This is a genomic window from Rhodanobacter sp. B2A1Ga4 (assembly GCF_018101315.1).
GTDB classification, from domain to species: domain Bacteria; phylum Pseudomonadota; class Gammaproteobacteria; order Xanthomonadales; family Rhodanobacteraceae; genus Rhodanobacter; species Rhodanobacter thiooxydans_A.
Genome location: NZ_JADBJR010000003.1, coordinates 16,647 through 34,905, shown reverse-complemented (window position 1 = coordinate 34,905; position 18,259 = coordinate 16,647). Strand labels below are relative to the sequence as shown.

Here is an 18,259-nt window from a genome sequence, read left to right as displayed (position 1 = left end):
CGAAGGGCTCAGTCCTCTTCCACGTGCGGCTTCCACGCCTCGCTGAGCTGCTTCTGCACGGCCGGCGGCACCGCCTCGTAGTGGCTGAGATCGAGGCTGTAGCGGCCGCGGCCGCCAGTCATCGACTTCAGTTCGGTGGGGTAGTCGGTCAGCTCGGCCAGCGGCGCCTGCGCCTTGATCACCAGCTCGCCGCCGCGCTGGGCGTCGGTGCCCATGATGCGCGCGCGCTTGCCGGCCAGGCCGCCGGTGACATCGCCCACGCTGTGCTCGGGGATCGCCACTTCGACGTTGACGATCGGTTCCAGCACGATCGGCTGCGCCTTGCCGATGGCGTCGAGGAACGCCTTCTTGCCGGCGCTGACGAAGGCGACCTCCTTCGAGTCGACCGGGTGGTACTTGCCGTCGTACACGGTCACGCGCAGGTCCTGCAGCGGATAGCCGGCCACCGCGCCGTGCTCCATCGCCTGGCGCACGCCCTTCTCGATCGCCGGCAGGAACTGGCCGGGGATCACGCCGCCCTTGACCGCGTCGACGAACTCGAAGCCGGCACCGCGTTCCAGCGGTTCCACACGCAGGAACACCTCGCCGAACTGGCCGGCGCCGCCGGTCTGCTTCTTGTGCCGGTGGTGGCCCTCGGCGTGGGCGGCAATGGTTTCGCGATAGGCGATCCGCGGCGGCTGCGCCTCCACCTCGACGCCGTAACGCTCGCGCATGCGCTCCAGCATCACCTTCAGGTGCAGCTCGGACAGCCCGCGCACCACCGTCTCGTTGAGTTCCTTGTGGTGCTCGACGCGGAAGCACGGATCTTCCTCGGCCAGCCGCGCCAGCGCGTTGGAGAGCTTCTGCTCCTGGCCCTTGTGCCGCGGCACCAGCGCCAGGCCGAACATCGGCGCGGGGAAGCTCGGCGGCGCCAGCGCGATGCGGTCCTCGTCGTGCGAGTCGTGCAGCACCGCGTCGAAGTGGATCTCCTCGACCTTCGCCACCGCGGCGATGTCGCCGGGGATCGCCGCCTCGATCTCCACGTGGCCCTTGCCCTGCGGGCGCAGCAGGTGGCCGACCTTGAACGGCTTGCGGCCGTCGTCGACCAGCAGCTGGCTGTCGCGGCGCACCGTGCCCTGCCACACGCGGAACACACCCAGCTTGCCCACGAATGGATCGTTGACGATCTTGAACACGTCGGCGATCACGTGGGCCGCGGGATCACCGCTGACTTTCAGCGGCGTGCCATCGCCGCGCGTGAACGGTGGCGGGTTGCCCTCGGCCGGGTTCGGTAGCAGCCGCGCCGCCACGTCCAGCAGCTCGGGCACGCCCACGCCGGTGCGCGCGCTGACGAAGCAGATCGGCACCAGGTGGCCCTCGCGCAGGCATTGCTCGAAGGCGTCGTGCAGCTGCTGCGGCGTCAGCGCGCCTTCGCCGGCGTCCAGGTAACGATCCATCACGGTTTCGTCGACTTCGACCACCTGGTCCAGGATGCGCTGGTGTGCCTCGGTCAGCGAGGAAAAATCGGTGACGCCGTCGGCGTGGAAGAAGCAGTCCAGCACCCGGCTGCCGCGGTTGGCGGGCAGGTTCACCGGCAGGCACTCGTTGCCGAATTCCTCGCGCAGCGCGTCGACCAGTGCGGGCAGTTTGGCACCGTCGTAGTCGATCTTGTTGATCACCAGCATGCGGGCCAGGCCGCGCTGCTTCGCGTGCATCATCATGCGACGGGTGCCGTGCTCGATGCCGTTGATGGCATTCACCACGATCGCCACGGTTTCCACCGCCGACAACGCGGCCAGCGTGGCGCCGCGGAAATCGGCGTAGCCGGCGGTGTCGATCAGGTTGAGGTGGCAGTTGCCGCGGTCGAGTTGCGCGATGCAGCTGTCGATGGAGTGCACGCGCGCCTTTTCCTGGCTGTCGCTGTCCGACACCGTGTTGCCGCGCTCGACCGTGCCTGCCGCCTGGATCGCGCCACCGGCCAGCAGCAGCGCTTCGAACAGCGTGGTCTTGCCCACGCCGGCATGCCCGGCGAGCGCGATGTTGCGGATGCTTTCCGTGGAATACGTCACGATGCGACCCTCCCATGCAGGGCGTGGCCTCGTGGCATGAACGGCGCCGCACGAGGCCGCGCGTTGGCGGCTGACGATGGCGGGCCGTCATGGTCGTCTCGCACGGGTGCAGGGCGTGACGTGCACCGGGCAAGCGCGGTCATGGCGGAGAGACGGCGCGTGGCGCCGTCCGGCTAGCCTTGAGCGAACCGGCGGTGCGGTCAAGCTGCAGTGCGGGGAACTGGCGCCGCGTTGCGGCGGTCTGAATCGAACGTCGTGGCCGCGCCCGCCATCGCCGGCTCCCGGTGGCCCGGTGCTTGGCGGAGGTTCAAGCGCCATCGGCCATCCTGTCTGCCGCCATCTCCCGCGAGGCACCGTCATCGTCCGTCCGCAGCAGCTTGCCCGGCACCCGCCACCGGACCCGGAACCTGGCCGGCCACCGGGTCGCGGCCTGAGTCCGCTGGATGGCGTGGCGCGGGCATGGCTGCGGCAACGGCGCTGGCGCGAGCCGCGGCACGAGCGCCGTCAGCACTGGCTGGCGCTGGTGGTGGCTGGCCTGCTGCATGCACTGTTCGTGCTGGTGATCTGGCAGCAGATGCGGCCGCCGATGATCCAGGCCACACACATGCAACCGGACGAGGTGCTGCAGGTGCGCTTCATCACGCGCGCGCCGGCCACCGCGGCTGCACCGCCGCCGCCGGCCACGCCAGCGCCGCCGCGACCCCGCGTGCCGCTCCGTTCGCACGAGCCGCCGGCGAAGCACGCGATGACCCTACAACTGCCCACGCCGGCGCCGGTCACGCCGCGCCTGTATGACGAAAACGGCCAGCCGTTGCTGCCCGCGGCTGCCGCCAGCGCGCCCACGCCCGACTATGTGCAGCAGCTGCCGCAGGGCGACGCGCGGATCATGCAGCACCGCAGCCCGGTCACTTATCAGGCCACGCGCTTCGAGAAGGACTGGAACAGCAACAGCAATGCGATCGACAGCGCGCTGCAGAAGCTGGTGGACAAGACCACGGTGAAGAAGACCGTCCACTTGCCCGGCGGCGTGCGCATCCACTGCGGCGTTTCCCTCGCCATGCTGGCCGGCGGCTGCGGCGGCGACCCGCCGCCACCGCCTTCGGCCAAGGACGGCGACGAGCGCCTCAGCATGGCGCCGGCGAAATCGCTGGCCGGCGACGCGCATGCGCCGCCGAAGCCCAGCGAGGAGGCGTGCATCGCGATGTATCGCGCCGGCAAACCGCTGGCATGGGGTTGCCCGGTCGACACGCCGAATCGCGCGGTCGACGCCGAACTGCGCGAACGCGCCGCGGGAGCCGCCAGGCAACACTAAGAGCAGGTGCGCCCATTACACTGGCCGCATGCCCTTGCCACCCCCGGACCAACCTGCCGGCCGCCCCGTCAATCCTGCGCGGGCGATGCTGAATTCGCCGCTGGCGGCAGCCACGCGGGCCCGGGTCTATCACCAGCGTACCCGTCCGCGCCCGCGCGAACGCGGCCTGCGCATCCTCGCCATGGCGGGCGCGCTGCTGGTGCATCTGATCTTCCTGTTCGGCTTCGTGCTCGGCCCGGCGTACGAGGTGATGCCGCCGCCGGAATCGCGGCAGCAGTTGCTGCAGGTACGTCTGATCGAACCACCCGAACCGCCGCCACCGCCACCGGTGCGCGGCACGCCGCCCAAAGAGCGTGGCCCGCGCCACCAAGGCCGCAGCAGCCGACCCGCACCGAGCAGCGAGCGCAGCGCGAACATCGAGGCCGTGAGCGCACCGAAGCCGGCCGCAGCGGCGGCGCCGCCGACGATCGCGAAAGCCGTGAAACCGCACGCGCCGCAGCCAAAGCCGGCCGCCGCGCCGCCGGCGCCGGTGAGCCTGCCGCAACCGGCGCCGACGCCGGTACTGCAACCGATCCCGCTGGCCGGCGAGCCGCCGGTGGTGACCTTGCCGACGCCTGTCGTGCAAGCGCCGGTGCCGCCGAAGTTCCAGCCCGAGTCGGTGCGCAAGCCACAACTGGAAGGCAACCGCCCGATGCCGCCACCGCCGTCGCTGGCATTGCCCGAACTGCCGCCGCAGGCCGCGCCGCCGATCACCGTGTCGAGCATCGCGCTGAATACCGAAGTGCCCAGGTCCAGCGCGCCGGCCAGCGTGACACCGGTCCGCGCCGAGCTTCCTGCCGCGCCGCCGGTGCCCGAGTTGCAGCCCATCCCGCTGCCCGCACAGCCCGCGCCGAACGTCAACGTGCAGGCGCCATTGAGCGTACCGACGCCGAGCGTACCGATCGAAAAACCGCAGGTGCAGGCACCGGCGGTCGAGGTGGCCGAGGCGGAACTCGAAGCGGTGCCGCTGGCGCCGACGGCACCTGCGCAGGTCGAGCCGCAGGCGCCGAGCACGAAGATCGAAGTTGCCGCCGCGGCGCAGAAAACAGCCGTCCAGCCGTCCATCGAGCGGCCGCAGTTGAGCGCGCCGCCGGCCATCGCTGCGGCCGCCACTGCCACACCCGCTCAGCCCGCAACAAGCCCGCCGACGGAGTCGTCGTCGCCTGCGGCCACCGAGCCGGCCCCGCCCCGCCCGGCAGACGCCAGCGGCGGGCGCGATGTCAGCCGCGCCCCCGATGCCACGCCGCAAGGCAGCGATTTCGCCACGCCCGGCGAGCCCAACGCCACCACCGCTGCCGCAGCGCCGGTCAACGGCCGTACGGGTGTCGCTGCCGCGTCGTCGGTGACGAAACCGGGCAGCGGCAAACAGCAAGGCGTGGGTCAGCCCGGCGGCAACCAGCCTGGCGCGGAACAGGGCGAACGGCAGGGTGAACCGGGCAGCTACGTGCAGCTGAAGCCGCGAGGCGACACCGAGATCATGCGCCACGGCGCGCCGAGCATCGGCTACAAGCCCACCCGTTTCGAACAGGATTGGGCCCCCGAAGGCGAAAGCTCGATCGACACCGCACTGCGTCGAGCGGTGGAGAAGACCAAGGTCAGCCACACCTTCCACCTGCCGCGCGGCATTCGCGTGGAATGCACGGTGATGCCGCTGCTGCCGGTGGCCCTGTTCGGTTGCAACAATCCCGATCCCCCCGCGAAGCCGGTCGACGACAAAGTCTACGAGCGCCTGCACCTGGCGCCGGCCAATCCCGTGGCGAAACCTGCGCCGGCGGCCGGCAGCGCCACCCCGGCGCCGATGGTCAGGTTCGACAACAGCGCCGAATGCGCCGCCGCCCGCGTCGCCGGCAGCCCACCACCACCCGGCTGCGCAGGCATCGTGCTGCCGGTCAAGCCGGCCGCTCCCGCGCCGTCATCCAGTTCGTGGGTACCAGCGAGCGACCAGTTCCACTGATTACTCGTTCAAGGCGGACGGCTACGCCGCCGCTTAACTCCAGCGTTAGGCCAATAGATGATGGGCACTCATAGTTCTGCTTTGATCCTCGCAGGGGCGGCTACCGCGGCGGCCGCCCTGGCGCACCTAGGCTGCATCGTCGGTGGTCCCGCCTGGTATCGCGTCATGGGCGCCGGACCGCGCATGATCCGGGCTGCCGAGCGGAGTCGATGGCAGGCCACTGCGATTACTCTCGGCATCACACTCGTACTCGCTCTTTGGGCAGCCTGCGCCTGGTCAGTCGCAGGGCTTCTGCCTCGGCTTCCTTTTGCGCAGTTCGTGTTGCCGCTCGTCGCGGTCGTCTTCTTGGCGCGGGGTTTACTATTTCCTCTGCTAAAGCCCTATTTTCCGGGCAACAGTGCAGCGTTTTGGTATTGGAGTTCGGGCCTGTGTCTGGCTCTTGGGCTGCTTTACCTTGTAGGGACATGGCAGGCGTGGTCACGCATCGGCGCGGCCTAACAAATTATTCAAGCCAGATCATCTTGTTGAGTAGATGTCGCCAGCCATGACGGACGAACCACGTTTGGACGTCCGAATGATTTGTCGGGTTATCGCTCCAGGGACTCGACGCCCCCATCATTTCACTTCGCCACCGGCCATGACGCAGGCGCCTCGTTGTTCTGTGACTGTCATCATCTTGCGCGGTGCGTTCTGTCTGTTCGCAAGTAATTACGGTCGATTGAAAGGTTGCTGCAAGTTACACGGCGCCATATGCCGGGACTTCTTCGCGGGGGCGCGGCATCACATGCTGCGATGCGGAGAGGCGTCACCGGTATGGGCTTGCGGCCAAGCTGCGACAGGATTCGGCCCGCCGTCTGCGCATCCGGTTCAGAGAAAACCAACGCTGTTTTCTGGAGGGAGAAGCCTATGTCATTGTCCAAGCCCGGCAGCCTCAGCCTCGTGCTGTGTGCTGCCGTCAGTCTTGCCATCACCGGAAGTGCCCACGCCGCCACCACCACGGGGCCCGAGGTCACGCCGGCGGTGCAGCACGACACCTTGCATTCGCTGCGCGGCGTGATGCCGCGTCCGGATGATTTCACCAAGAACTCGCACGCACATCCGGCCCACCGGCTGCCGTTCATCGACGGCCCGGGCACCCAGACCGACGGCGCCGTGCAGAGCAGCCCCACCGGCAGCTTCGCGCCCGCGCTCGGCGCCGGTTTCGACGGCGTGGGCCAGGGTTTCAGCGGCCCGCAAGGTACGTTCACCGTCAACAGCGCGCCGCCGGATACCAACGGTGCGGTCGGTGCCACCCAGTACGTGCAGATCGTCAACAGCGCGTTCGCGGTGTTCGACAAGTCGACCAAGGCGGTGACCTACGGCCCGGTGACGACCAATACGTTGTGGGCCGGTTTCGGTGGTCCGTGCGAAACCGACAACGATGGCGATGCCACCGTGGTTTACGACAAGGCGGCCGGCCGTTGGGTGATCTCGCAGTTCGCGGTGACTGCTGCGCCGTACTACCAGTGCGTGGCGGTATCGGCGACCAGCGATGCCACCGGTGCCTACTATCGCTACGCGTTCCCTTACGGCAGCACATTCCCCGACTATCCGAAGATGGGTGTGTGGCCGGATGCCTATTACGAAACGTTCAACATGTTCAACGGCAACACGTTCGCCGGTGCGAAGCTCTGCGCCTACAACCGCAACGCGATGCTGAGCGGCGCCGCGGCCACGCAGCAGTGCTTCCAGTTGTCCACCAGCTACGGCGGCGTGCTGCCGGCCGACCTCGACGGTGCTACCGCGCCGCCGGCCGGTTCGCCGAACTACCTGATGAACTTCGGCTCCAGCAAGCTGAACCTGTGGAAGTTCCACGTGGACTGGGCAAATACGGCCAACACCACGTTGACCGGACCGGTCAGCATTCCGGTGGCCTCGTTCGCCGCGGCCTGCGGTGGCGGTACCTGCATCCCGCAGGCCAGCACCTCCCAGAAGCTCGACTCGCTGGCCGACCGGCTGATGTTCCGCCTGGCCTACCGCAACTTCGGCGACCACGAGTCGCTGGTGGTGAGCCATTCGGTGCAGGTCGGCACCACGCACAAGAACCCCTACACCGGCGTGCGCTGGTATGAGGTCCGCAACCCGGGCACTACGCCGGTGGTCTACCAGCAGTCCACCTTCTCGCCGGACACCAGCTATCGCTGGATGGGTTCGGTGGCGATGGACAAGATGGGCGACATGGCGCTGGGCTACAGCGTGTCGAGCAGCGCACTGCACCCGGCGGTCCGCTACACCGGTCGCCTGGGCACCGATGCGCTGAGCACCATGCAGGCCGAGAACAGCATCATCGAGGGCCTGGGTTCGCAGAGCGGCAACAACCTGGCGCGCTGGGGCGACTACAGCGCGATGACGGTCGACCCGGTCGACGATTGCACCTTCTGGTACACCACCGAGTACCTGAAGAGCACCGGCTCGTTCAACTGGAACACGCGCATCGCGTCGTTCAAGTTCCCGGGCTGCCTGTAACCGATGCACCGTCCGGCCGTGTCGGCCGGACGGTCTCGGCGAGGCTTTTGAAACGGGGCCGCCATGGGGCGGTCCCGCTTTTTTTTATGGAACCTTCCGATCGCTGATGCCGGATTTCCCGGATCCCGCCGCGCCTACAGCAGCCGCAGCAGTTCCTTCATCAGCGGCAGGCGGCGCACGCGTACGGCGCTGGCGCGGAATACCGCGTTGGCCAGCGCAGGGGCGGCGGTGGGCATGGCGAGGAAGCTGGCGCCGGCCGGCGCGCGTTCGTCGGCGACGGTGATCACTTCGACGTCGTTTGGCAGCTGCGCCATGCTGGCCAGTGGGTAATCCTTGTAGCTGTGCTGCTGCACCTGGCCGCCCTTGACGGTGATGGCCGCGTTCAGCGCGATGGACAGCGCGTCCAGCGTGGCGCCGGCGACCTGGCCCTGCAGGCCCAGCGGGTTGATCACGCGGCCGACGTCGACGGCACAGACGACGCGCTCGATGACCAGTCTCTCGCCCTGCATCGATGCCTCGATCGCATGCGCGACGTAGGCGCCGTCGACGTGCCAGCAGGCGATGCCGAGGCCGTTGACGGTGCGCAGCCAGTTCTTCCACTCGATGCGGTCGGCGACCAGCTTGAGCACATTGGCTAGGCGGCCGGTGTCCAGCGTGCCGCCGCTGCTCAACGGCAACGCGCGCGGTTCGCCGAGGATGCGCAGGCGCGTCTTCAGCGGGTCCTCGCGCAACTGGTGCGCGATCTCGTCGATGAAGCTTTCCACCGCGAATGCGTTGCTGAGGTGCGGCATGCCGCGCATCGGGCCGCGCGGCATCGCCGACTCCTGCGCGTACCAGTCGCTGCGGTAGTTCGGCACCAGCGCGGCGGGCAGCTGGTCGGCCTGCAGTTCGGAGGTCCACAGGCGGTCGGCCGACACGCCGCGACGGACCAGCGCGGAGGCGCTGGCCATGCGCTGGTGCCAGGTCAGCAGCTGGCGCTTGCGGTCGATGGTCGCGCTGATCCGGTGCACGCTGCCGGCGCGGTAGTAGTCGTGGCTGAAGTCCTGGCCGCGCGTCCACAGCAGGCGCACCGGCTTGTTGACGACCTTGGCCAGCATCACCGCCTCGGCGACGTAGTCGTGGTCGAGCCGGCGGCCGTAGCCGCCGCCGACGCGCGGCACGCGGATGTCGATGCGGTCGGGGGCCAGGCCGGTCAGGCGCTGCACCACGGCCCAGGCTTGCTGCGGCGCCTGGGTCGGCACGACCAGGCTGGCGCGGTCCTTGTCCAGCCGCACCAGGCAGTTCATCGGTTCGGCGGTAGCGTGTGCCAGCCACGGTTGCACGTAGGTGGCGTCGAGGCGACGCGCAGCTTTTCTGGCGGCGGTATCGACATCGCCGTCGTTGCGCACGCGGCTGGTGGGAACGCTGTCATCGGCGAGCAGGGCGGTGGCCTGCTGCTCCAGCGCGGCGCTGTTCTCGCCGCCGCTGACGCCGGGCTTCCATTCGAGCTTGAGTTTGTCGCGGCCTTGCAGCGCGGCCCAGGTGTCCTCGGCCAGCACCGCCACGGCCGGGGCGATCACCGTGCTGCCCGGCGGCTGGCCGGGCTCGGGCTTCAGCTGCACCACTTTCAGTACACCCGGCACGGCGAGCGTGTCAGTGGTGTCGATGTGGGCCAGGGTGCCGTCCGGCCACGGGCAGTGCACCAGCACGGCGAGCAGCGCGTCACCGTAGTGGTGGTCGATCGCATAGCGGGCCTGGCCGGTGACGATCGCGCGCGCGTCGACGTCGCCGGCGCTCTGGCCGATCAGCTTGTAGTCCGCCGCGTTCTTCAGTGGCGGCACGCTGGGCGGCAGCGCGATCTTGCTGGCGTCCGCGGCCAGGGTGCCGTAGCCGAAGCGTCGGCCGTCCGGGGCGATCACCGTGCCGGCGTCACAACGCAGGCGGCTGGCCGGCACGCCGAGCCGGCGCGCCGCTGCCTGCAGCAGCAGCCAGCGCGCTACCGCGCCGACCTGGCGCAGCTCGTTCCACGCGGCGGGGATCGAACCGCCGGTGCCGCCGACCTGGCGCCCGTAGGTCCAGCGCGGCTTGCCGTTGTCGCTGCCCACGCCGAGGCCGAGCGCCACCACGCCGACGCGGTTCCAGTCGGCGTCGAGTTCCTCGGCGATGATCCGCGGCAGCGCGGTGGCCACGCCGGTGCCGGTGTCCGGATCGCGCGCGCCGATCAGCACGCTGCCGTCGGCGTCGATGCGCACGTAGGCGCCGAGGTCGTAGAGGTCGTCGCCGAGCATGGCCGGCGGCAGCGGCGCGTCGGCGGCCTCGGCGAGACGGATGCCGACCACCAGCGCGCCGGCGCCGCCGGCCAGTACCTGCAGGAAGCGGCGGCGCGAGAGACGGATGCCGTGGCCGCTCATGGCCGGCCCGCCTTGCCGGCGGCGCGCTTGATCGCGCGGCGCACGCGCGTCTGGCAGCCGCAGCGGCACAGGTTCGGCAACTGGTCGATGTCGCCGTCGTTCGGATGGGGCTTGCGCCGCAGCAGGTCGACCCCGGCGATCAGCCAGCCCGGCGTGCAGTAGCCGCAGCCGATCGCGTCCTCGTCGATGAAGGCCTGTTGCAGCGGATGCAGGCTGCCGTCGTTCGCGGCCAGGCCTTCCACCGTGGTCACCGCCTTGCCGGCCAGTCTGGCGAGCGACACGGTGATCGCGGAGACCGCCTTGCCGTCGAGCAGCACCAGGTCGGCGCCGTTCTCGCCATGCTCGCCGCCGTACTTGGTGCCGGTCAGCTGCAGCACGTCGCGCAGGTACCACAGCAGCGGCATCTGCGGATCGCCGGTGTGGCGGAAGTGCTCGCCGTTGACCTGGAGGTCGATGCCGTCACGTACCTTCTCGGCCACGATGCCGCTTTCCTGGCCGATCGGCAGAACCTGGGCTTGCACGGGCACCATCCACCATCTCCCTGAAGTCGATCCGCGCATTGTGGCATTGCTGCCGCCCGCTTAGGGCAGCGTGCGGCTGAACAGGCGGCGCCAGACAGCGTAGACGGGTACGCCGGCGGCCATGATCAGCAGGCCGATCCCGGTGTTGCGCGGGTTGTCGCGCAGCGACAGCACCACCACCACTGTCACCGCGGCGATGAACAGCAGCGGCAGCCATGGGTAGCCGGGCACGCGGAAGCCTCCGGATGCGCGGTCGTGGCGGCGATACCAGAACAGCGTGCCGACGCCGATCGCGCAGGCCAGCCAGTCGCCGAAGGTGGCGTAGTCCAGCAACTGGCCGTAGCTGCCCGACAGCGCCAGCACGATCGCCCAGCCGGAGAGCAGCAGCAAGGCGGTGTTCGGCGTGCGCCAGCGCGGATGCAGCCGCGCCACCGCGCGGAAGAACAGCCCGTCCTCGCCCATCACCTGCAGCACCCGCGCGCCGGCGACCAGGGTGATGTTGCAGAAGCCGAGGGTGGAGATCGCCACGCCCAGCGCGATCACCTTCGCACCGACCGGGCCGGCGACCTGCTGCATCACGTCCGCCGCCGGCGCGGTGCTGGCGGCGAGTCCGGCGTGGCCGAGCACGGCGAGATAGGCCACGTTGACCAGAGCGTAGGCGCCGATCACCAGCAGCATGCCCAGGGTCAGCGCGCGCGGCAGCGTGCGTTGCGGGTCGCGCACTTCGCCGGCGAGGTTGTTGAGGTAAGTGAAGCCGGAATACGCGAACAGCACCGGCAGCGCCGCGCCCATGAAGCCGACGCCGCTGCGCGCCGGATCGGCGGCCAGCACCTGGCCGTGCCCGGCACCGGCAAGGAACAGGCCGCACACCACCAGCACCGCCACCGCCAGCAGCTTGAGCAGGGCGAACAGGTTCTGGATCTGCGCGCCGAGGCGGATGCCGAAAAGATTGATGCCGCTGACGAAGACCAGCGCACCGACCGTCAGCGGCAGCGCCCACGCCGGCGGCAGCCCGAACAACGCCGCGGCATAGCTGGCGAAGATCGTCGCCACCGCCGCGGTGGAGCCGGAGTAGATCACCAGCAGCATGGTCCAGCCGAACAGGAAGCCGGCCAGCGGCCCGAACGCCTCGCGCAGGTAGACGTAGGTGCCGCCCGCGTGCGGCCGGCGCGCGCCGAGCTCGGCGTAGCACAGTGCGCCGACCAGGGTGAGCAGGCCCGCGGCCACCCACATCAGCAGCAGCGCCAGCCCCGACTCGGTGCGCTGCGCCACGATGCCGGGGTTGAGGAAGATGCCGCCGCCGATGATGCCGCCGACCACGATCAGGGCGGCGTCCCACGGGCGCAGGCTGCGCACGTAGCCAGGAGAGGTGTCGTTCATGCGGGGGAGGTCGCTGACGGAGGGAGCCGCAGCATGGCGGCCGTCGCGCGGGCGGGCAAGTATTCAGTCCAGCTGAAGCTCGCCACGGATGCTCACGGCGCAGGCACCGCCGACGCTGATGCTGCCGTCCGTCGCGTCGCGTACCACCTCGACGCAGCCGTCGCGGCCCACTTCGCGCCCCTGGCTGGCGCGGTAGTGCAGGCCATAACCCGCCGGGTCGCCGATCTCGGCGAGGAAGGCCATGATCGCGGCGTTGGCGCTGCCGGTGACCGGGTCCTCGGGAATGCCGTCGGCCGGGCAGAACGCGCGCACCGCCATGCTCGCCTCGCCCGTCCGCTGCCGGCCGAACACGCTGACACCGACGGCGCCGGCGGCTTGGCAGAGCGCGCCGATCGCGGCCAGGTCGGGCTGCAGCTGCCGCACCGCGGCCTCCTCGTGCAGGTCGCAGACGAACCACCGCGGCCCGTTGTCGATCAGGCGCAGCTGGCTTTCCGCCAGTTCGGCATGCACGGCCCAGCCGAGCCGGGCACGCTGCTGTGCTGCCACGGTCCGCAACTCGGCCGGCGGCGCCTGCACGTGGATGATCCGCTCGCTGCCGCTGCCCTCGACGCGCACCGGCAGCAGCCCGGCCGCGCATTCCTGCAGCAACTGCCGCTTGTCCGGCGGCACCAGCCCGGACTCGATCGCGGCATACGCGCTGCCCACGCTGGGATGGCCGGCGAACGGCAGTTCCTGGCGTGGGGTGAAGATGCGCACGCGGTAGTCTGCCGCGGCGCTGGTCGGCGGCAGCAGGAAGGTGGTTTCGGAAAGGTTGGTCCAGCGCGCGAACGCCTGCATCGTGGCGTCGTCCAGGCCGTCGCCGTCGACCACCACGGCCAGCGGGTTGCCCAGCAGCGGCCTGGCGGAGAACACGTCGAGCTGGATGAATCTGCGGTTGCGGGGCATGGTGGTTTCCGGTCTGGCAACCGCCCGAGATGGTACCGGCGGGCGCTGCCGGCAAGTGACAGACAGCAATGCCGGCGCGCGGCGCATCGCCGTTCTTGCCGGCATGGAACTCGTAGTCGAAACGTCGGGCCCGTTGTGGCTGCGGCAGTTCGCCGGCAGCTTGCAATCGAGTCCACCCCACACCCCGTCGCGGCCCCTGAAGACCATCCGCGCTGGCCGCGCGAGTGTGGACCCGCGTGTCTGATCATGGAAGTGCTCGATCGCCCGGAATTTCTTGCGGCATGTACCCGCGCGTCGGATGTGCGGAAGCATGATGCCGGGGCATGCGGCGGTGGGCCGCTTACGGGCGGCGGGCCGATTTGCGGCACAATAAGAGGGTTGTGCGCCGGGAACAGCCGTTCACCGGTGCCTTGATCCCCGAATCGAAGCCGCCTGTCCAAACCATGACCACCATCAAGCAAGCAGACCTGATCCAGTCCGTCGCCGACGCGCTGCAGTACATCAGCTACTACCACCCGGTCGACTACATCAAGAGCCTCGCCGCGGCGTACGAGCGCGAGGAATCGCCCGCCGCGAAGGACGCGATGGCGCAGATCCTGATCAACTCGCGCATGGCCGCCGAAGGCCATCGGCCGCTGTGCCAGGACACCGGCATCGTCACCGTGTTCCTCAAGGTGGGCATGAACGTGCGCTGGGACGACGCCACCATGTCGCTGGAGGACATGGCCAACGAAGGCGTGCGCCGCGCATACATGGACCCGGACAACAAGCTGCGCGCCAGCGTGCTGGCCGACCCGGCCGGCAAGCGCATCAACACGAAGGACAACACGCCGTCGGTGGTGAACATGTCGATCGTGCCGGGCGACACCGTCGAGGTGATCGTGGCGGCCAAGGGTGGCGGCTCCGAGGCGAAGAGCAAGTTCGTCATGCTCAATCCGTCCGACTCCATCGTCGACTGGGTGCTGAAGACCGTGCCCACCATGGGCGCCGGCTGGTGCCCGCCGGGGATGCTGGGCATCGGCATCGGCGGCACCGCCGAGAAGGCGATGCTGATGGCGAAGGAGGCGCTGATGGAGGAGATCGACATCCAGGAGCTGATCGCGCGCGGCCCGGCCAACCGCGCCGAGGAGCTGCGCATCGAGCTGTTCGACAAGGTCAATGCGCTCGGCATCGGCGCGCAGGGCCTGGGCGGCCTCACCACCGTGCTCGACGTGAAGGTGAAGGATTTCCCGACCCACGCGGCGAACCTGCCGGTGGCGATGATCCCGAACTGCGCCGCCACCCGCCACGCGCACTTCGTGCTGGACGGTTCCGGCCCGGTGATGCTTGATCCGCCGTCGCTGGAAGACTGGCCGAAGCTCACCTACGACGCGTCCAAGGGCCGCCGGGTGAACCTCGACACGGTGACCCGGGACGACGTCGCCAGCTGGAAGCCGGGCGAGACCCTGCTGCTCAACGGCAAGCTGCTCACCGGCCGCGACGCCGCACACAAGCGCATGGTCGAGATGCTCAACCGGGGCGAGCCGCTGCCGGTGGATTTCAAGAACCGCTTCATCTACTACGTGGGCCCGGTCGATCCGGTGCGCGAGGAAGTGGTCGGCCCGGCCGGCCCCACCACAGCGACGCGCATGGACAAGTTCACCGAACAGGTGCTGGCGCAGACCGGCCTGCTCGGCATGGTCGGCAAGGCCGAGCGCGGCCCCGCTGCGATCGAGGCGATCAGGAAGCACCGCTCGGTGTACCTGATGGCCGTGGGCGGTGCGGCGTACCTCGTCTCCAAGGCGATCAAGGCCTCGCGCGTGGTCGGCTTCGCCGATCTCGGCATGGAGGCGATCTACGAGTTCACCGTCGAGGACATGCCGGTGACCGTGGCGGTCGATTCGGGTGGCAGCTCGGTGCACCAGACTGGCCCGCGCGAATGGCAGTCCCGCATCGGCAAGATCCCCGTCTTTGTTCAATAAAGAAGTGCGCGCAGCGCACGCGTTCGCCTCCTCCCCTTCCAGGGGAGGATTGAGGAGGGGTAGCCCAGGGTCGCCGCAAAGCCCAAAAGCACCACGCAAACGCCCGACAAACAAGGCAATCTCGTCCGTCACGATCAAAAGCCAAGAGCACCCCACCCCAGCCCTCCCCTGCAAGCAGGGGAGGGAGCAGGGCGCGAGGCCCGGGTGGCGTTCGCCTCCTCTCCTTCAGCGACCGAAGGAAGTCCCCTTGCGGGAGGGAGGATTGAGGAGGGGTAGCACACGGTCACCCAAAAGCCCCAAAGTGCCACTCGAAAGCCTTCCGGTCGATGCAGCCTTTGGCGTCGTCACCGAAAGCCCGGAGAACCCCACTTCGACCCTCACCTGCGATCGAAGAAATCCCTTGGAGCAGGCAGGGGAGGGATCAGAAAACCATTCAGACGTCCATACGTCCAAACGCTCCATCAGCCGCTACCCATTGCATTTGCGATGACGCAGCGCAACACTGACCCGATTCCAAATCCCAACCACCGAAAGCGAACCCTCGTGACCCCGCCCAACCCCGCGCCGCTCTCCGCCGACGCCCCCTGGATCGTGATGAAGTTCGGCGGCACCAGTGTCGCCACGCTTCCCCGCTGGCAGAACATCCGCGAACTGGTCGCTAGCCGCCGTGCCGAAGGCGCGCGCGTGCTGGTCGTCGTTTCCGCGCTGACCGGTATCACCGACGCGCTGAAACAGCTGTGCGGCGAGGGCGGGCAGGACAAACGCAAGGCGGCGGCCGGCGCGATTGCGCAACGTCACTACGACCTGCTGGAGCACATGCAACTGGCGTTGCCGGACACGCTCGGCGAGCGGCTGAGCGAGCTGGCGCGGCTGGCCGAAGACGGTCCCGCGGCGCGCGGCGAGCTGGCCTGGCAGGCGCAGGTGCAGGCGCACGGCGAACTGATGTCCAGCGCACTCGGCGCGGCGTTCCTCAGCCACAGCGGCCTGTCCACGCAGTGGCTGGACGCGCGCGAGTGCCTGGCGGCGGTTGCGTTGCCGAACCAGAACGAGCGCACCCGGCTGCTGTCGGCGATGGTCGAGGCGAAGCCGGACCCGGCTTTGAATGCGCGACTCGCCGCGCTGGGCGAGGTGTTCATCACCCAGGGCTTCATTGCGCGCGAACAGCATGGCCGCACCGTGCTGCTCGGCCGCGGCGGCTCGGATACCTCGGCCGCGTATTTCGGTGCGCTGCTGAAGGCGCAGCGGGTGGAGATCTGGACCGACGTGGCTGGCATGTTCACCGCCAACCCGCGCCAGGTGCCGGGCGCGCGCCTGCTGCAGCGGCTGGATTACGAGGAGGCGCAGGAAATCGCCTCCACCGGTGCCAAGGTGCTGCACCCGCGCTGCCTGTCGCCGCTGCGCGAACCGCGCGTGCCGCTGCTGATCAAGGACACCAACCGCCCCGAGCTCGAGGGCACGGTGATCGGTCCCGAGGTGCGCGCGCACGCGCCCAGCGTCAAGGCGGTCAGCGCGCGCAAGGGCATCACCCTGGTCTCGATGGAGTCGGTGGGGATGTGGCAGCAGGTCGGCTTCCTCGCCGACGTGTTCGCGCAGTTCAAGAAGCATGGCCTGTCGGTGGACCTGATCGGTTCGGCCGAGACCAACGTCACCGTGTCGCTCGACCCCACCGAGAACCTGCTCGATTCCGACGCGATCGCGGCGCTGGCGTCGGATCTGGCCAAGGTGTGCCGGGTCAAGGTGATCGCTCCGTGCGCCGCGATCACCCTGGTCGGCCGCGGCATGCGCTCGCTGTTGCACACCTTGTCCGGCGTGCTGGCCGAGTTCGGCCAGTTGCGCGTACACATGATTTCGCAGTCGTCGAACAACCTGAACCTCACTTTCGTGGTGGACGAGGAAGTGGTCGATGCGCTGCTGCCGCACCTGCACGACCTGCTGATCGGCGCCGGCGCGCTGCGTACCGACGACAGTGCGTTGTTCGGCCCCAGCTGGCAGATGTTGTATGGCGGCGGCGAAGTCGTTCCAGTGGTGCCGGCGTGGTGGCGCGAGGCGCAGCGGTCGCGCCTGCTGCAGCTGGCCGCCGAAGCCACGCCGCGTTACGTCTACCACCTGCCCACGGTGCGCCAGCAGGCGCGCGAGCTGAAGTCGCTGGCGGCGGTGGACCGTTTCCACTACGCGGTAAAGGCGAACACCCATCCGGCGATCCTGCGCGCGCTGGCCGAGGAGGGCTTCGCGTTCGAATGCGTCTCGCCCGGCGAGCTGGTTGCGGTGGGCGCGATCGTGCCGGAAGTGGCGCCGCCGCTGTTCACGCCGAACTTCGCCCCGCGCGAGGACTACGTGCTGGCCTTGGGCATCGGCGCCACCGTCACGCTCGATGCGCTGCACCCGTTGCAGCACTGGGGTGAATTGTTCCGTGGCCGCGAGATCGTGCTGCGGATCGACCTGGGCCGCGGCCTGGGCCATCACGAGAAGGTGCGTACCGGCGGCAGTGGCAGCAAGTTCGGCCTGCCGCTGGATCAGCTCCCGCTGTTCCTGCAGCTGGCCGAGACGCATGGCGTCAGCGTGCGCGGCCTGCATGCACACCTGGGTTCGGGCGTGCTCGATGCCGCGCATTGGGGCGAGGTGTACGCGCAGCTGGCCAGCCTGGCCGAGCGCATTGGCAGCGTGGTGTTCCTCAATATCGGCGGCGGGCTCGGCGTGCCGGCGCATCCGGGTGAGGCGCCGCTGGACATCGCCGCGCTCGACCGTGCGCTGCGCGAGGTCAAGGCGGTCTATCCGCAGTACCAGTTGTGGATCGAGCCGGGCCGTTACCTGGTGGCCGACGCCGGCGTGCTGCTGACGCGGGTGACCCAGCAGAAGGATAAGGGCGGCTTCCGCTACCTCGGCGTCGACACCGGCATGAACAGCCTGATCCGCCCCGCGCTGTACGACGCCTGGCACAAGATCGTCAACCTGAGCCGGCTCGGCGAACCGGCCACCGCGCTGTACCAGGTGGTCGGCCCGATCTGCGAGAGCGGTGACGTGCTGGGTACCGACCGCCGCCTGCAGGAAGCGCAGGAGGGCGACGTGATCCTGATCGCGCAGGCCGGCGCCTATGGCAAGGTGATGTCCTCGCACTACAACCTGCGCGACGAGGCCGACGAAGTGGTGATCGAAGCCTGATCCGGAGTTCGCCTGGTTCGCCTGTCCATGGGGGCGGGCGAAAGT

10 protein-coding genes are annotated in these 18,259 nt (G+C 69.2%); 5 read left to right on the top strand and 5 right to left on the bottom strand.

The features are described 5' to 3' along the window. Window positions 1–8: 8 nt before the first annotated feature. Complete coding sequence (fusA, locus tag IMW82_RS11040) at window positions 9–2,048, bottom strand: elongation factor G (RefSeq protein WP_211004466.1); 2,040 nt, start codon at window positions 2,046–2,048, stop codon at window positions 9–11. 448 nt (window positions 2,049–2,496) lie between these two features. Here fusA and IMW82_RS11035 point away from each other — a divergent pair, with 448 nt between their 5' ends. The 3 genes from IMW82_RS11035 (at window position 2,497) to IMW82_RS11025 (ending at window position 7,858) form a co-directional block, all read left to right on the top strand. Next, window positions 2,497–3,360, top strand: coding sequence for a hypothetical protein (locus IMW82_RS11035; protein WP_345777129.1), 864 nt, complete (start codon window positions 2,497–2,499; stop codon window positions 3,358–3,360). An 85-nt stretch (window positions 3,361–3,445) separates the two neighbouring features. Beyond that, window positions 3,446–5,353 carry a hypothetical protein gene (locus IMW82_RS11030; RefSeq protein ID WP_211004465.1) on the top strand — a complete coding sequence of 636 codons (1,908 nt, stop codon included), beginning with the start codon at window positions 3,446–3,448 and terminating at the stop codon, window positions 5,351–5,353. Between the two features lie 906 nt (window positions 5,354–6,259). Beyond that, window positions 6,260–7,858, top strand: a complete 1,599-nt coding sequence (locus IMW82_RS11025; RefSeq protein ID WP_211004464.1) for a hypothetical protein — start codon at window positions 6,260–6,262, stop codon at window positions 7,856–7,858. A 134-nt stretch (window positions 7,859–7,992) separates the two neighbouring features. On the opposite strand, the gene IMW82_RS11020 is transcribed toward IMW82_RS11025, so the two are convergent. From IMW82_RS11020 to IMW82_RS11005, 4 genes are all read right to left on the bottom strand, one after another. Beyond that, window positions 7,993–10,248 carry a molybdopterin cofactor-binding domain-containing protein gene (locus IMW82_RS11020; protein ID WP_211004463.1) on the bottom strand — a complete coding sequence of 752 codons (2,256 nt, stop codon included), beginning with the start codon at window positions 10,246–10,248 and terminating at the stop codon, window positions 7,993–7,995. Continuing rightward, window positions 10,245–10,778 carry a (2Fe-2S)-binding protein gene (locus IMW82_RS11015; protein ID WP_211004462.1) on the bottom strand — a complete coding sequence of 178 codons (534 nt, stop codon included), beginning with the start codon at window positions 10,776–10,778 and terminating at the stop codon, window positions 10,245–10,247. The genes IMW82_RS11020 and IMW82_RS11015 overlap by 4 nt, the downstream gene beginning before the upstream one ends. A 51-nt stretch (window positions 10,779–10,829) precedes the next feature. Continuing rightward, complete coding sequence (locus tag IMW82_RS11010) at window positions 10,830–12,149, bottom strand: amino acid permease (protein ID WP_211004461.1); 1,320 nt, start codon at window positions 12,147–12,149, stop codon at window positions 10,830–10,832. A gap of 63 nt (window positions 12,150–12,212) precedes the next feature. Next, window positions 12,213–13,094: a PhzF family phenazine biosynthesis protein gene (locus IMW82_RS11005; protein WP_211004460.1), complete on the bottom strand. Its 882-nt coding sequence runs from the start codon at window positions 13,092–13,094 to the stop codon at window positions 12,213–12,215. 443 nt (window positions 13,095–13,537) lie between these two features. Between IMW82_RS11005 and IMW82_RS11000 the strand changes: the two genes are divergently transcribed. Together IMW82_RS11000 and IMW82_RS10995 are read left to right on the top strand one after the other, a co-directional pair. Beyond that, entirely contained in the window at window positions 13,538–15,055 is a 1,518-nt protein-coding gene (locus IMW82_RS11000; RefSeq protein WP_211004459.1) for a fumarate hydratase, read from the top strand. 543 nt (window positions 15,056–15,598) lie between these two features. After that, window positions 15,599–18,214: a bifunctional aspartate kinase/diaminopimelate decarboxylase gene (locus IMW82_RS10995; RefSeq protein ID WP_345777128.1), complete on the top strand. Its 2,616-nt coding sequence runs from the start codon at window positions 15,599–15,601 to the stop codon at window positions 18,212–18,214. The last annotated feature ends 45 nt before the right edge of the window (window positions 18,215–18,259 follow it).